Origin of the sequence: Pseudomonas saliphila, assembly GCF_008638345.1 — a bacterium.
GTDB lineage: Bacteria > Pseudomonadota > Gammaproteobacteria > Pseudomonadales > Pseudomonadaceae > Halopseudomonas > Halopseudomonas saliphila.
Map to the genome: position 1 here is coordinate 125,512 of NZ_VTVA01000006.1, position 16,337 is coordinate 141,848.

Sequence of the window (16,337 nt, forward strand, 5' to 3'; positions counted from 1 at the left end):
GGTCAGGCGCAGCGGAGCGGATGTGTTGCCAGCATTTCAATGAGCGTTGCTTAGGTGCCTCCGGTTCAGAGTTTCCTGACTTGTTTCGAGCGCATATTTGAACTGCTGCTAGTATTTTGACATCTGTGCTTGAGCACTTGAGAAATAGAGAGTTTATTGACGTCCATTCCCTTCCTGGGAGTAATGGGAATGGGTTCCAGGTCAGTCATATATCAACAGTAAGGCACAGCAATGGAAAGGCGATTGCGCCAAGGACGATCCGGCTTGTTGGTCGGAACGCTGTTCGTTCTGTGTTTAGTTTCATTATCGACACGAGCTGAAACGCTCGCCCCGACGAGCATTGGTTTCTGGTACGGCGATAGACCGCCCTTGTCAGAACTGGTGCAGTTCGACTGGGTGGTCGTCGAGCCGGAACATCTCAGCGCCGACGACGTTGCTCTTGTTCGCAGCCAGGGAGCGCAACCCTTTGCCTACCTATCTGTGGGCGAGCTGGATGCGCATGATGCAGGCAAGGATCCATCGCTGCGCGAATTCGCTTCCTCAGCGCGCAACGATGCCTGGGACAGTCAGGTAATGGATCTGACTACTGCAGGATGGCGTGACCATCTGCTGGCTGAGGCGAGGCGACTGAATACACAGGGTTACGCCGGCCTGTTCCTCGATACGCTGGACAGTTTCACCTTGCTCCCTGCCGCCCAGCACGAGGACCAGAGAGCCGCGCTGGTCGACCTGTTGCTGGAGATGAAAAAGCGCTTTCCGCGACTCCAACTCATCTTCAACCGCGGCTTTGAGGTTATCGGCGATGTCGGTGACAGCGTCGCGGCTGTCGCGGCTGAATCCTTTTATCAGGGATGGGATGCTGGAACACAACGTTATCGAAAGGTGCCCGAAGCGGATCGAGAGTGGCTGCTCGCTCAGCTTGCACCCCTACGAGCGCGTGGCATTCCGATTATTGCGATCGATTATCTGCCCCCGCATCGCCGGGCCGAAGCCCGCACGCTGGCCAAACGGCTGCACGCTGAAGGGTATGTTCCTTTTGTTACCACCCCCGAACTCGACTATCTGGGCATCAGCAATGTAGAGGTTCAACCTCGCCGCATCGCCATGCTCTTCGACCCGCGCGAGGGCACGCTGGATCAGAGTCCTGGCCACCATTTGCTCGGCGGGTTGCTGGAATACCTGGGTTATCGTGTGGACTATCTGCCCGCGGACGGCACGCTGCCGATGAACAGAGGGGCTGGATTCTATGCCGGCGTGGTGGTGTGGATGACCAGCGGCGTGCCGCTGGCGACCGAAAACTTTCAGCGATGGATCACGGCGCGGCTGGACGAACAGGTCCCGTTGGTGTTCATGGCAGGCCTGCCGGTAGAGGATGCGGCACTCTTGCGCCGCCTTGGATTGCGTCGGACCAGTGATGTGGTACAGACCGGCGCCAGTATTGTCGAGCATGATGCCAAGTTGCTGGGTGACTTCGAAGCGCCATTGGCAGCCCGTACCCGTGGACTCTTGCCGGTTTCCATACGCGAGGAAGCGGCCAGGGCTGCGCTGCTGGTACGCGATGGTTCAGGCAACCAGTACACCCCCGTGGTGGTCGCTGATTGGGGCGGCATGGCTCTGGCACCCTATGTGTTGGAGGAGGGCGGGGAAAGCCGCCGCTGGATTCTCGATCCCTTCGCATTCCTCCAGCAAACCTTGCGCTTGCCACCGATTCTTGCGCCGGACGTCACCACCGAAAACGGGCGACGTATTGCAACGGTGCATATCGATGGTGACGGCTTTCCATCGCGCGCTGAAATCCCTGGGACGCCCTTCGCCGGTCAAAAAGTGCTGGATGCGTTCATCAAGCCCTATCCGTTGCTCACCTCCGTTTCCATCGTTGAAGGGGAGATCAGTACTGCTGGCGCCTTCCCTTACCTGGCGGACTCGCTTGAACCTATCGCCAGGGCGCTTTTTGCCGAAGAGCGGGTAGAAGCGGCGTCGCATTCATTCAGCCACCCGTTTTTCTGGCAGCCGGAGGTTGCGAGCAAACGCGAGGGGTTCAATCCGGAGTACGGGTTGCATATGGACATCCCCGGCTATGAGAAGCTCGATTTCAAGCGAGAGATTATCGGTTCGACCCAGTACATCAACGACCAGCTCACCTCGCCTGACAAGCCGGTAAAAATGATGTTCTGGAGCGGCGACGCCATGCCGGATGCCGAGACCTTGCGCCTCACCTATGAAGCTGGCCTGACCAATGTCAACGGCGGCACGACCAAGCTGACCTACGCCGAACCGTCCCTGACCGGGCTGTACCCCCTGTTACGGCCCACCGCCGGTGGGCTGCATGTATACGCGCCGATCATCAATGAAAATGTGTATACCAATCTCTGGCATGGGCCCTACTACGGATTTCGCGGTGTCATTGAAACCTTTGAGCTGACCGACGCGCCGCGCCGCTTCCGTGGCCTGCACCTCTATTACCATTTTTACTCGGGGACCAAGCAGGCCTCGATAAAGGTCATGGACGAGATCTACCAGTACATGCTCGAGCAGCAGCCGATATCGTTATGGATGAGTGATTATCTGCAGCGCGTGTTTGGGCTTCATAGCGCCTCTCTGGGTCTGACGGCGGATGGCACCTGGCAGATTCGCGCGCTGCAGGGGTTGCGCACCGTGCGGCTGGATCCGGCACTCGGTTGGCCTGATCTAAGACAATCCTCCGGAATAGCTGGTGTCCGGGATTTACCCCAGGGCCGCTACGTTCACCTTAGCGCCGATCGTGCTCAGCTGGTACTGCGTCCGGAGCGTGACCCCGCGCCTGCGCTCGAGCAGGCAAATGTTCCATTGCAGCAGTGGACCTACCTGGACGATGGCCGGGTGCGCTTTGCTTTTGCCGGCGAATTCCCCGTGCGTTTTTCGGTCCGTTCGGCGCAGCGCTGCGAAGTGAATGCAGGCGGTGCAGGTCATGCGGGCCGCGCTGAAGACGGCCTCTGGCACTTCGAATTCGACGCCAGCGAGGTGAGCAATGCGCTACTCCTCTGCGACTAAGCCGGTTCGGCTGCTGCGATTTCGGACGCTTGCGCTCGCCGCGGTAGCTGTACTGGTGGTGTTGGTGCTGGTGCTGGCCAAGGAAGACGCCTTTCTGCCCGACGGCCGCGGCGCCGATGCGGTGTCCGCCAGTTACGCCGAGCTGATGCTTGCACACAATCCCGAGGCGACGCAGTTGCGTCAGGAGTTGGTGCAGTTGCTTATCGACCTCGGCCAGTATGATCGGGCGCGTTTCCATCTTCTTGGTTGGCAATCAACCGAGCCGCTCTTAGCGGATTTCTTTCGTCTGGTAATCGACGCACAGACTGCACTGCAAGCGGATGACCCGGACATGGTCAGCCAGGTGCAGAATCAGCTGCCCGCCTTCGATCGCAGCCCATTGTCCATGTCGCGCCTGGCGACGCTTGCGCAGCTGGCCCTCAGCTTCGAGCAACCCTGGCTGGCGGCTGATATATACCGCGAGCTGTCGCAGGGGCAGCCGGCACACCGGAGCGAGTACCTTGAAGCCGCGGCGCAGTGGTACCAGGCCAGCAATCAACCACGCAAGGCCAGCGAGCTGTATCTGATTCTGCTGGCGGAAAACCGCTATCCGGAAAAACGTCTGGCCTTCGCGCGCAAGGCCTACAGGACCTTGCTGGAGACGGGGCGTGAGGAAGAGGCAACGCTGGTCCTGGTGGCCGAACTCGAACAATTGACCGAGTCAATGCCCGATCGGCTGTGGTTGGAGCAGGGGCGGAACGTGGCCATGTCATTGTCGCGGCTGGATCTTGTAGCTCCGATTGTCAGTCGCTGGCAGCAGCTTCACCCGAACGATCCGGAGGCGGTGCGGGCCGCACTCGATTTCGCTCTTGCATCCGGGGATATGCCCGGAGCCTGGGAGTCAGGGAGCCGGTTGTTGCAGCTTCGCCCGGCTGACGTCGAGCTGAAACGGCAGATGGCCAGAGTCGCCGAATGGAATGATCTGAATGCCGAGAGCTTGACCCTGTGGATCGACTATCTGCGGCTACGTCCCGATCCGGAAATACAGGATTACGCCTGGCGCCGGGCCTTCCAGATGTTTGATTTCGAACGGGGCTTGCCGCTGCTTACCGATCTGACGGCAGAACGCCAGTTGACCGACCAGGAGCTCAATGCGCTGGTCTATGCGCATGAGTCGCGGGGTACGCCGCGTCAGGCTGAAAACTGGCTACGCGGTTATCTTCAGACCTACCCGAAGCACCGGCTCGGCTGGATCCGGCTGGTGCAGAATCTGGAGAACACGCTGCAGTATGAGCAAGAGTCGGACGTCTGGCAGGCCATGGCCGAACAGTTCGAGCTGAGCGTTTCCGAGCGCGTTGAATGGGCCAGCGTCAATTGGAAGTTGTATCAGCCGGAGCACGCCTGGGACGTACTGGATGTCGAATCCGATGGAATCAAAGACCCCGATTACTGGCGAACCCGCGCCGGCCTGGCCTGGGAGCTGGAGCGTGATGACCAGTTGCAACATGCCTACGAAACCATGCGCCAGAGAGATATTGAGCTTTTTTTCAGCGAAGAATCAGAGCTGATCGAGCTGTATCGGCTCGAATCCCCACGCAAGGCGCTGAACCTGATGGTCGCGGGCTGGCGCAGTCATAGGCAGGCAGAACGACTGGTGGGTGCCCTGGAACTGGCTGAGACCTACAGCAATTTCGAGCTGGTCGCAGAGTTGCTGGCCGAGGCGCAACGCAATCCGGCGGTGGCGAATCTGCCCGCCGTGATGCTTGCCCGCGGCTCGTTGGCCGTGCATGAGAATCGTCTCGATGAGGCGGAGCGGATCTATCGATTGGGCAGCAAGCGCTCGCCGTCGGTGGCGGTATTTCGGGAGCGCCTCATATGGTTTCTGATTGACCACGGGCGCGCCGATGAGTTGGCGCAACTGCTCCAGGAATGGCGTATCGCGGCCCTGCGCTCGGGTGATCTGTGGCTACCCTTCGCAGCGGGTCATCAGATGCTCGGGCATTACGATCAAGCGCTGGCCTGGTATCACTTCTATCTGCGGGGGCAGCCTGACGATCTTCTGGTCAGGGCTGCCTATGCCGACGCGCTGGAGGGCGCAGGCCGTTTCGATCAGGCACTGCGGTTGCGCAAATCCCTGGTCACCCGGTTCGAGACCGAGACCGTGGAAAAAACGCCCGAACGTTACGCGACCTGGTTGCGCCTGGTTGCTAGCACCCGATCGGGTCTGCAGGCCCAGCAACTGGCGGCGGGCAGTCGCGGTGATGATCCCCTGATGCTACAAGTCTGGTTTGATCGGGTACTGGCGCAGCTCGATGAATCGAATCAGGAGGCGGCCAAGGATCAATGGCTGGCATGGGCCCGCGGGCGTGGCCTGAAAATTGATCGCTATGAGGAGCTGCAGCAGGGGTTACGCCAGTACAACCGTCACATGCTCGAACGCGCGCTAGCCAGCAATGAGCTCGATCCTGTGCAGGAAACCGGTGCGCTGTCCCTGCTGCGACGCGATAGTCAGGCGCTGGGCAGTGCATTGAGCCAGCTCGGCAGTAATCCGTCACCGCTCATCAATGGCCCTCTGCGCTTGATGGCCACCGACCTGCTCGAAAGAGCGCCCCAGGGTATTCGGCTGGGATGGTTTCGGCGGGACTTCGGCGATCTCGAACTCACTGGTCCAGAGTGGCTCATTGCACGTCACCTGAACGATACCTGGTATGCCAGCCTCAAGCTCAGCCGCGATCGCTACCAGGCTGTCAGTCTGAATGAAAGCCAGCTGGGAACCGAAACCAATGCCCTGGCCACCCTGCAGCGGCCACTTGATAACGGGCGTTTCTCGATATTGCTGGACAGCAGCTCACGCCGGGATCATGACCGTCATGGCCTGGGTATAGCACGTCAGTGGCAGCTAAGCGCGCGGGACCAGGTAGAACTCGGTCTGGACTGGCAGCGGGAAAGTCAGGATAGCGGGCTGATGCGGGCGCTGGGGCAGACGGATTCGCTTTGGCTGGCAGGCAGCCACGGTTTTTCTGCCCGCGACCAACTGTCCTGGTGGGTTGCCCATCGAGACTTCTCCACCCGCTCCGGTGACGACCTCGGAGAAGGCGAAGCAGTGAATCTCGAATTCAATCAGGTTCAGCAGTTTCGCGGGCCTACCTGGACCACCCGGGTCGGCGTTGATTACCAGACCAATCGCTTGCGTGATGTGTCCCTGGCTGAGGCAGGCAGTCCGCTGACCTTCGACGAGCCAGTGACCGAGGGTCTACTGCAAAGCCGATACGGCCGGGTGTATCTGGGCAGCACGCTAAGGCGCGGAATGCCGGGCGCGCTGAATCGGACTGAGCCGCAATTTACCTGGTTGATCGATGTTCAGGCTGGTTGGGAATGGACTGACAGCGAATTGACCTATGGCATCACCACAGGAGTGGGAACGGGAGTCGTGGGGGATGACGAACTGGCGATAACCCTGGGTTATCAGTCTACGCCGCGTGGCAGTGACGGATCATCAGGCGGGTCGTTGGGATTAACTTACAGCCGGCGTTTCGGACGCTGACCCTATCAAGGAGAAATACCATGCAATCCATACGTTGTCTGACCATGGCAATGGCGACCCTGCTTGCCGTTGGCTGCACCAGCATTACCAGCAAGCAAAGCCCTGCGTTGCCGGCGGACGCCCGCTGGGGACTGATGCCTATTATCAATTATTCCCAGGCCCCCCAAGCGGGGGAGCGCAGCGAACAGATACTGATCAGCATCCTGAGCAAGCAGAACATTCAGCCCCAGGTTTACCCTCACTCCAGCAACCAGGATGCAGTGCTACTGGATGATCGTGAGCGCTTCGCCGAAGCCATGACCTGGGCACGCCAGCAGGACTTCGACTATCTGGTCAGCGGAAGCGTCGAGGAATGGCAATACAAGAATGGCCTCGACGGCGAGCCTGCCGTGGGCATTAGCCTGCGAGTGCTCGAGCCGTCCACCGGTAAGGTGCTGTGGAGCAATAGTGCCGCACGTGCTGGCTGGTCGCGAGAGAGCCTGGCAGGCACCGCCCAGAAGGTATTGGGCGAACTGGTTGATGACCTGCGGATTGAATGATGGATACCGATCTGACGCACAGGGAACACAGCCTCGCCCCACAGGCTGGCAATGTCAGTGCCTGGAGCGAAACGTTTGGGCTCACCGCGCTGGCGCTGATACTCGGTTTCTGGCTGGCACCTGAAGATCCGCTGCAGGTCTTCGGATTCCCCTGGCCGATGCTTGCGCCCCTGTTGCTTGGGGTGCGTTACGGTTTTGTAAAAGCCTTGATCAGTGCTTCGCTGCTGGTTATCACACTGTTATTGCTGCGTTTTTACGGACCGCTCTATGACGAGCTGCCGGGGCCTTACATCATCGGTGTGCTGGTCAGCGGCATGCTCGTCGGGGAGTTTCGGGATTTATGGGGCCGCCGTCTTGAAGGGCTGAAGATGGCCAACGAATATCGACAGTACCGCCTCGACGAGTTTACCCGCGCACATCAGATGCTGCGTATTTCCCATGACCGCCTGGAGCAGCGCGTGGCCGGGAGCGGTCAAAGCCTGCGCAGCTCCCTGCTGCTGTTGCGTGAACGTATGCGTGAACTGAAAACGCCTGACGAGGCCTTGATCTGGATGGCCGAACCGATCATTGACCTGCTCGGGCAATACGGGTCGCTGAGGGTGGCGGGTTTGTACGCCCTGAACAAGGAGCGACAGGTAATGCCCTGGCCACTGGCGACTGTCGGCGAGATGGGCGAGCTGGACGCCGATGATCGCCTGATTCGCTTGTGCCTCGATCGGGGCGATCTGGTGAGTGTCGGTGAAGATGCCATTGAGCACGGCGAAGGACAGGGCTTCTCTTCGCTGCAGGCATGCATTCCGTTGATCGATACCCACGGCAATCTGCTGGCTATCCTGGCCGTTCGGCAGATGCCGTTTTTTTTGTTCAACGACAAGACGCTGAGCTTGCTGATGTTACTGGCCGGGCACGCAGCGGACCTGTTACAGAGCGACCCGCGCGCGCTGCAGCTGCCAGGCGCGGATCTGCAGTCGTTCTCCCAGCAACTACATCGTTCTCTGATGGATGCGGAGCGTCATCGGTTGACTGGCACCCTGTGTCTGTTGGAGGTGCCGGATGTCGATGAGGATCTGATGCGACTGTTTATTGAGAGTCAACGCGGCCTGGACCTGCATCTTCGCGTACGCAATGGCCGGGATAACGATTGCTTGCTGATTCTCATGCCGCTCACGCCGCAAACCGGGGTTAGCGGATTTGCCGCGCGCCTGGAACAGTTACTGGCCAAGCAGTTTGGCCCCGGCTATACGCTGCTGGAGCTCGGCGTGCTGGTCAGACAGTTCGAGCTGCAGCCCGCCGGGTCTCGAACTGCCCTGCGTGAATTCCTGATGAAGGAGTGCCAGCTGAATGAAAGTCAGATTGCTGTCTAGCGCAGCCTTGATCCTCAGCGCCACGGTAATCGAGGTGGGTGGCTGGTCGCATCTCGGGTTGCATCCCGCGCTGGCCGATGGGCTCAGGTATTTCGTGCTGTCGCATGCCTTAGCCTGCGCTCTGTTGGCGGCGGGGCTGTGGCGATTATTACCGGCGCGTTATCAACAGCCCTGGCCCTGGGCACCGTTGCTGCTGTTCAGTCTGGCTTTCTTTATTCCAGTGCTTGGCGCGCTGGGGATCTTACTGGCCTTGATGCCTGCCCTGTGGTTCCAGCGGCGCCGTGAGAGCAAAAGCTGGCGGGCAGTCAGTGCCCCACAATTGCCGTTTCGGCCAATGACCGAGCAGAGGTCACCGCTATTCAATGACGGTGGTCTCCAGGATGTACTCAAACTTGCCCCCGATCCGGATCAGCGCCTGGCGGCGCTGTTGGCCACCCGGCGTATGACAGGGCAGTCCGCGGTGCCAATACTCAAGTTGGCGCTGAGGGATCCAGTCGACGACGTGCGCTTGCTGGCCTATTCGATGCTCGATCAACAGGAAACGCGGATCAACGAGCGGATTGAAGCGCTGCTGACCAGGCTGACCATTGCGCAGGGGCGGCAGAAGGCCGCCTTGCATGCTGCGCTGGCCCGCTGGTACTGGGAGCTGGCCTATCTGGGACTGGCTCAGGGCAGCGTGTTAAAGCATGTGCTGATGCAGGCGCGTGATCACGTTGAAAGCGCACTGCAGATCTCATCAAATCCCGAGCTGGAGCTGTTGGGTGCGCGCATTGCGCTGGAGCAAGGACTGCCACAGGAGGCGAGGCTTTTCCTGAGACGCGCAGAGCAAGGTGGCATCGCGGCGGAGAAGCTCACTCCGTTTCGCGCCGAAGCTGCTTTTCTCGCCACCGAATACGCCGAGGTGCCAGGGCTGCTCGCCAGCTTGCCGAGCGACGTACTCAGACGTCCACCTTTCACCGACCTGGCGAGGTATTGGCTATGAACCAACCGACTGCCACTAACGATGCCCCCATGGCTGATATCTGTTTGCTGCTCGAGGGTACCTGGCCCTACGTGCGAGGAGGCGTATCCAGCTGGGTTAATCAGTTGATTCTGGGTTTGCCGGAGCTGACCTTCTCCGTCGTCTTCATTGGCGGCAAGCGCGAAGCCTACCCGCACCGACGTTACGATATTCCCGCTAACGTCGTGCATGTAGAAGAACTCTACATCGAGGAGTCCTGGCAGCCCCATGGGCGCAGCAGCAAACGCCCCAAACGCAATGCACCCCGCGACCAACTGTTGAGTCTGTACCGCTTTCTTCACCATCCGGATGCACCTGGCGAATCAGCTGGGGAGGCGCTGGTCGCCTCCCTGGCGGGTGGCAAGCTGGATCTGGATGACGTCCTGCACAGCCGCGAAAACTGGGACATCGTCACCGATGGGTATTACACCCATTGCAGCGATCCATCATTTATCGATTTCTTCTGGACCTTGCGCTCCATCCAGGCACCCCTGGTAATGCTTGCTCAGGCGGCCCGCCAGCTCCCGAAAGCGCGAGTACTGCATTCGATCTCAACCGGCTATGCCGGGTTGCTCGGTTGTATCCTCAAGCGGCTGTGGGGCTGCGAGTACGTGCTCAGCGAGCACGGTATCTACACCAAGGAACGCAAGATCGATCTGGCCCAGGCCAGCTGGATTGGCGAAGACGCAAGGACGGCGGCGAGTGGTGGTATCGATTCGGGGACCGGCTACATCCGGTCGCTGTGGATCCGCTATTTCGAGCGCATCGGTCTGCTTACCTACCGTTCGGCCAGCCCGATCATTTCGCTTTACGCAGGTAACCGCCAACGGCAGATCAAGGACGGCGCCGACCCGACACGCACGCGCATCATCCCCAATGGCATTGATCTGGAGGGCTGGAGTGATGCCCTGGCCACGCGCGGCGCAGGGATTGCGCCGGTGGTGGGTTTTATCGGGCGCGTGGTGCCAATCAAGGATCTCAAGACCTTTATCCGTGCGATTCGCGGTGTGGTCAGTGCGATGCCCGAAGCCGAGGCCTGGATAGTCGGTCCAGAGGATGAAGACCCGTCCTACGCTGCGGAATGCCACAGCCTGGTCGCCAGTCTCGGGCTCGAAAACAAGGTGCGTTTTCTGGGGTTTCAGAATATCCAGGAAATTCTGCCGCAGCTGGGCGTCATGGTCCTCACGTCGATCAGTGAGGCGCAGCCGTTGGTCATTCTCGAAGCTTGGTGCGCCGGCACGCCAGTAGTCAGTTCAGACGTAGGTTCCTGCCGGGAATTGATAGAAGGCGGCACGCGGGATGACCAGGCGCTGGGACCGGCAGGGGAGGTGGTCGCGATTGCCGATCCGCAGGCGACCGCACGCGCAATTCTCGATCTGTTAATGGACCCGATTCGCTGGCAGGCAGCTCAGGCCAGCGGCCTCGCTCGGGTGAAACGGTATTACGGTGAAGCACTGATGTTCGCCTGCTATCTCGAAATTTATTACGCTGCCATGGAGAATACCGAATGGCTGGTATCGGCTTCGAACTACGAAAAATCCTCTCCCGAGACTCCTACACTGCAACGCTTAGAGCCTATGTCTATGCGGGACTGATCAGTTCGGGCCCCTGGGTGCTCTCGATCATCAGCGTGATGTTGATTGGTTTGCTGAGCGTCGGGGTGGTCGGCTCGCAAAGCCTGGTGCGCCAGTTTCTGGTGACAGTCACCTACCTGATGGCCAGCTCGCTGATCGCCACGGGCGGGCTGCAGCTGTTTTTCACCCGTTTCGTCTCGGACCAGCTGTTTCAGAAGCGGACCGAGGTCATCCTGCCCAATCTGCTGGGTATCCTGCTGCTCGTGACGCTGGGCGCGGGGGTGTTGGCCTGCGCCGTCCTCATCACCCTGTTTGATGAGCCCTTTATTTACCGCCTGCTGGTGCTGGCCAACTTCGTGGTGCTCTGCAATCTGTGGTTGGTAATCATCTTTCTCTCAGGCATGAAAGCCTACAACCGCATCCTGTTGGTGATGGCCGGCGGGTATTCGATCATGGTCGCCAGCGCCTTCCTGCTCCGGCATTGGGGAGTAGACGGTTTGTTGCTGGCGCTACTGATCGGCCACGGCTGTCTATTGTTCATGTTCCTGTTTGATATTGCGCGCGACTTCGATTCGGACCGATTGATTGCCTTCGATTTTCTCGACCGCAACAAGGTCTTCCTCAGCCTGCTGCTGACCGGCCTCTGTTACAACCTCGGCATCTGGATCGACAAGCTGATCTTCTGGTTCAACCCGGCGACCTCGGACCAGATCGTCGGCCCGCTGCGCGCATCGATGCTCTACGACCTGCCGATCTTTCTCGCCTATCTGGCGATCATTCCCGGTATGGCGGTGTTTCTGGTACGCATCGAAACCGATTTTGCCGAGTGGTATGAGCGGCTGTTCCGCGCCATTCGCGAAGGCGAAACGCTGCAGCACATCGGCCACCTGAAAAACGAGATGACCTTGTCGATCCGTCAGGGATTGCAGGAGATTTGCAAGGTGCAGGGGCTTACCGTGGTGTTGCTTCTACTGTTTGCTCCGAACCTGCTCGATTGGCTCGGCATGTCGCGCTATTACCTGCCGCTGTTCTATGTCGATCTGGTCGGCGTCAGCGTTCAAGTGGTGTTCATGGCGCTATTGAACGTCTTCTTCTATCTGGACAAGCGTACGGTGGTGCTTGAGCTGTGCGCACTCTTTGTGGTGCTCAATGCACTGTTGACGCTGCTGAGTCAGTATCTCGGGCCGAGCTTCTTCGGCTATGGCTTCACAGTCTCGCTGGTGTGCTGTGTGTTCGTCGCGCTGGTGCGGTTGAACCGCGCACTGGAGGATCTCAAGTACGACACCTTCATGCTCAACCGCTGATCGGGCTCAGGGGAAGAGTCGGTCGCTGGCGGGTGCGGATTCAAGGTGGCTGGGCGCAGCTGGCCTGATATCAATCAGTTGGCGTACCGGTCGCCACCAATCGGGTAACAGATGGCGGATCGTCGATTGTGCAAAGCGGTCATCGAGCAGATACACCACACCCCGATCATCCGTCGAGCGGATCACCCGGCCCGCCGCCTGAACCACTTTCTGGATGCCCGGGTACAGGTAGGCATATTCGTAGCCATTGCCGAACATCGGCTGCATCCGCGCCTTGATTTCCTCATTGATTGGATTGATCTGCGGCAGCCCCAGGGTGGCGATAAAGGCGCCGATCAGGCGTTTGCCCGGCAGGTCAATGCCCTCGCCAAAAGCGCCGCCCAACACAGCGAACCCGATGCCTTCCGAGTGGCTGCTGAAGCGCTCCAGGAACGTCTGCCGGTCCGCTTCATTCATGCTGCGGGATTGCGCCCATACCGGAATGTCCGGGTGTTCCAGCCGGAAGCGATCCAGCACCTGTTCCAGATAGGCATAACTGCTGAAGAAGGCCAGATAATTGCCGGGCTGGGCATCAAACTGATCTGCCATCAGCCTGCCGATGGGCGCAAGACTCGTCTCGCGATCCCGGTAGCGGGTCGACAGATTACCGATGATGCGGACATCGAGCTGTTCTGCTGCAAAGGGTGATTCCACGTTCAGCCACTGCGCCTGTTCGGGCAGGCCGAGCAGGTCGCTGTAGTAGCTCTGCGGGCTGAGTGTGGCCGAGAATAACGTGGCGCTGTGGGCTGCGGCAAAGCGCGGCGCCAGAAAGGGTGCCGGCACGATATTGCGCAAGCAGAGCGTCGACAGCGTGCGTTTGTAATTGCCGGGATGTCTTGAAATATCGAACAACGAATGCGGACCGTAAGCATCAGCCAGACGGCAGAACAGCATGGCGTCCAGGTAAAAGCGTAACAGCGTGCCGTCGTTACCGGTGGGTTGGTCGGTCAGGTGCTCGGTGATGGCACTAACGGCCTTTTGCAGCGCGGCAATGAACAGATCGGCGATAGCTGGATAGATCTGATAGTCAGATTCCTGATCCCGGTGCAGCTGATTCCAGTGTCGTCCGACGCGATCAAGAGCCGCCTTCACCCCGACGGGAGCCAGCTTACGCAGGTCATTGAAACGCGCCTGATTCAGCTCGGCGGTATACATGCCGCGCGCACGGTCAATCAGGTTGTGCGCTTCGTCGACCAGCAGCGTGACGCGCCAGTCATTGAGCACCGTCAGCCCATAGAGCAGGGCGGTCATATCGAAGTAATAGTTGTAGTCGCACACCACCACGTCGGCCCAGCGGCACAGCTCCTGGCTGAGGTAGTAGGGGCAGACCTGATGCTCCAGCGCGACCTCACGTACTACCTGCTGGGTTAACACGCGCCTTGCCAGCGCAGCAGACCGGGCAGCCGGGAGCCGATCATAAAAACCCTGGGCCAGCGGGCAGGATTCGCCATGGCAGGCCCGGTCGGGATATTCGCAAGCCTTGTCGCGAGCGACGTGTTCCAGCACCCGCAGTGGCATTTCGGGGTCATGTTCGCGCAGGGTCGCCAGCGCATCCAATGCGAGGCTGCGACCGGGCGTTTTTGCGGTCAGAAAGAACAGCCTATCAAGTTGCTGATCCGGAAAGGCCTTGAGTTGCGGAAACAGCGTGGCCACTGTCTTGCCAATACCGGTGGTGGCCTGAGCCATCAGCGTCTGGCCGTCACGCGCTGCGCGATACACGGATTCGGCCAATTGCCGCTGCCCTTTGCGAAAGCTGGCGTGCGGGAATTGCAGTGTCGTCAGGCTCAGATCGCGCGCTACCCGGTGCGCCGCTTCCTGCTCCGCCCAGGCGAGGAACCGGTGGCACTGCAGCTCAAAAAACTCACGCAGACTGTCGGCGCAGAAGCGCTCGCGAAATACCGTTTCTTTCTGGCTGATGACATTGAAATACACGATCGCCAGATCGATTTCCTCCAGCGCCTCCATCTCGCAGAGCAGCCAGCCGTAAACCTTGGCCTGGGCCCAGTGCAGCAAGCGGTGGTTCTGTGGAATGCGCGCTACATCGCCGCGGTGGGTCTTGATCTCTTCCAGCAGATTCAGATCAGGGTCGTAACCATCAGCCCGGCCCGTGACCAGCAACCCTGAATAGCTGCCCGCCAAGGCGACTTCGCTCAAGTATTGATCGCCACGCCGGGAGGTAACTGTCCTGTGTCCGGCAATGCCTTCCTGTGCGGTCGGGGCGGGGGTGAAACGCAGGTCCAGGTCGCCTTCCTTGGCGGTGAACTCACACAATGCGCGCACGGCAATCCGGTAGTTCACGCGTCGGCCCACTGCACGTAACAGACGTCGACCGGCATGTCGTGTTGGGCACAGAGCGCGAGCCAGCGGCGCTGGTTATCCTGCAGCCGGTCGCCGGGTCCCTTGACCTCGATCATGCGGTAGCGGTGTTCGGCGGGCCAGAACTGGATAAGGTCCGGCATGCCGGCGCGGTTGGCGCGCACATCGCACAGCAGACGCTCGAACCAGATGCGCAGGTGTGTCGGCGGCAAGCAGGCAAGCGCCTGTTCAAGCAGGTCCGGCGACAGCGCGCCCCAGAATACGAAGGGGGACTGGATGCCGTACTTGACCTCCCAGGTTCGCCATATGGTTTGCAGGTAGGCATCGGAATCAAGTTGCCCCAGACAAGCCTCGAATAGGTCGGCGCGACGCTGACGAAAATCCGCGCTGTGCAAATCCATCGGCGCATTGTGGAACGGATGAAAGAACGCCCCCGGCAACGGCGCAAAAATCGCCTCCCAGCACAGCAGACCAAACAGGCTGCTGATCAGCGCGTTCTCCACGTAATGCACCGGCGCGTCGGGGCTGGAGAGGTGGTCACGTACCAGCAACTCGACCGTAACAGGCGCGGGCCCAGGTAGACTGAGATCGATGCGGCGTTCAGCCGGACGGAGGCATCGCGCCGTGGCTGCGCGTCCGAGTCGGCGGGATATTCTGGTTAGGGCGCGCTCAACCAATTGCTGTTCGGTATCACTCTCCGGAGCTGCAAGTGCCTGCTGAGCTAACGCATAGGCTTCTGCGTTGTCCCCGCGTTTCTCCAGAATGCGCACACGGCGCTGGCGCGCGCCGCTGTATTGACTGCGCTGATACAGCTCCAGGGCCAGTTCACAATCATCTGTCCGCTCAAGCTGGCGCGCCATCAGAAATAACAGCTTGGCGTAGCGGGTGCGAACGTAAGGGTTGGCGCACTCAGGGTTGCCGAGGCGTTCGAGGACCTCGGCCACCGGTACGCCGCCGTCAAAGTCCTCCCGACAGCGATGAATATGCAGGTATTGCTCGATATCGGTCCGACAACTGAACCCCCGCGAATGCTGCGAAATAGGCACCTGCTCGTAGCGAAAGATCCCCAGATCCGCCAGAACAAACTCGGACCAGGATTGGCGCAGGTTACCGAAAAAGATCAGCCGCAGCCGGTCACAGAGCGCGCCGATGACGAGCGTGTACAGCGCATCCGGCAGAGCCGGACACCATTCAGCGAATGCACGACCGCCAGGGCAGATATCCGCAAGCAGCCGATGCATGGCACTTTTTGGCGCCGAGCGTAATGGAGCAAGCTCTCCAAAACAGTCGACCGCTTCGTCCCGGCGCAGCAAGCCCAGTGTCTCCTCAATGGTCAGCGCGGAGTCCTGTTTGACCCAGCCGAGTTCAAGTAGGGGCTCGGCAGCGGCGCTGATATCACCGATCTCTGCATAATCCAGTTTGCTGCGACGAAAATGCGGACCCTTACGCATGACCAGACGCACCAGCAGCGCCTGGGGCGGCAGTGCCAGTGCGCGGAAATCCGCGATGAATTGACGTTCCTGCTCATCGAGTACGTCGTCATAGCGAGACGAGAGCCAGTCAATCGCGATGTGGAAATTGGCCAGATAATAAAACGCGGGGCCGGCGGGAATCTGCATAGGGCTACTTGCTAGTTATATATACAGTA

9 protein-coding genes are annotated in these 16,337 nt (G+C 59.8%); 7 read left to right on the top strand and 2 right to left on the bottom strand.

What is annotated here, in order from left to right:
• Positions 1-231: 231 nt before the first annotated feature.
• The 7 genes from FHK95_RS08815 to pelG are packed head-to-tail and all read left to right on the top strand — an operon-like array spanning position 232 to position 12,334.
• Positions 232-3,030: a bifunctional glycoside hydrolase 114/ polysaccharide deacetylase family protein gene (locus FHK95_RS08815; protein WP_150304240.1), complete on the top strand. Its 2,799-nt coding sequence runs from the start codon at positions 232-234 to the stop codon at positions 3,028-3,030.
• Positions 3,008-6,553 carry a tetratricopeptide repeat protein gene (locus FHK95_RS08820; protein WP_150304241.1) on the top strand — a complete coding sequence of 1,182 codons (3,546 nt, stop codon included), beginning with the start codon at positions 3,008-3,010 and terminating at the stop codon, positions 6,551-6,553. The genes FHK95_RS08815 and FHK95_RS08820 overlap by 23 nt, the downstream gene beginning before the upstream one ends.
• 20 nt (positions 6,554-6,573) lie before the next feature.
• A complete protein-coding gene (locus FHK95_RS08825; protein WP_150304242.1) occupies positions 6,574-7,092 on the top strand; it encodes a penicillin-binding protein activator LpoB in 519 nt (172 codons plus the stop codon).
• A complete protein-coding gene (locus FHK95_RS08830; RefSeq protein WP_150304328.1) occupies positions 7,092-8,456 on the top strand; it encodes a PelD GGDEF domain-containing protein in 1,365 nt (454 codons plus the stop codon). The genes FHK95_RS08825 and FHK95_RS08830 overlap by 1 nt, the downstream gene beginning before the upstream one ends.
• The gene (locus FHK95_RS08835; RefSeq protein WP_408003607.1) at positions 8,449-9,438 is read left to right on the top strand and encodes a HEAT repeat domain-containing protein; all 990 of its coding nucleotides are present in this window, start codon (positions 8,449-8,451) and stop codon (positions 9,436-9,438) included. The genes FHK95_RS08830 and FHK95_RS08835 overlap by 8 nt, the downstream gene beginning before the upstream one ends.
• Entirely contained in the window at positions 9,435-11,051 is a 1,617-nt protein-coding gene (pelF, locus tag FHK95_RS08840) for a GT4 family glycosyltransferase PelF (RefSeq protein ID WP_150304244.1), read from the top strand. Before FHK95_RS08835 ends, pelF begins: the two co-directional genes overlap by 4 nt.
• Entirely contained in the window at positions 10,964-12,334 is a 1,371-nt protein-coding gene (pelG, locus tag FHK95_RS08845) for an exopolysaccharide Pel transporter PelG (RefSeq protein ID WP_150304245.1), read from the top strand. Before pelF ends, pelG begins: the two co-directional genes overlap by 88 nt.
• Before the next feature lie 6 nt (positions 12,335-12,340).
• Here the strand turns inward: pelG and FHK95_RS08850 are convergent, their stop codons facing one another.
• Both FHK95_RS08850 and FHK95_RS08855 read right to left on the bottom strand, forming a co-directional pair.
• Positions 12,341-14,671, bottom strand: coding sequence for an ATP-dependent DNA helicase (locus FHK95_RS08850; RefSeq protein WP_150304246.1), 2,331 nt, complete (start codon positions 14,669-14,671; stop codon positions 12,341-12,343).
• A complete protein-coding gene (locus FHK95_RS08855; RefSeq protein WP_150304247.1) occupies positions 14,668-16,308 on the bottom strand; it encodes a VRR-NUC domain-containing protein in 1,641 nt (546 codons plus the stop codon). The genes FHK95_RS08850 and FHK95_RS08855 overlap by 4 nt, the downstream gene beginning before the upstream one ends.
• Positions 16,309-16,337 lie beyond the last annotated feature (29 nt).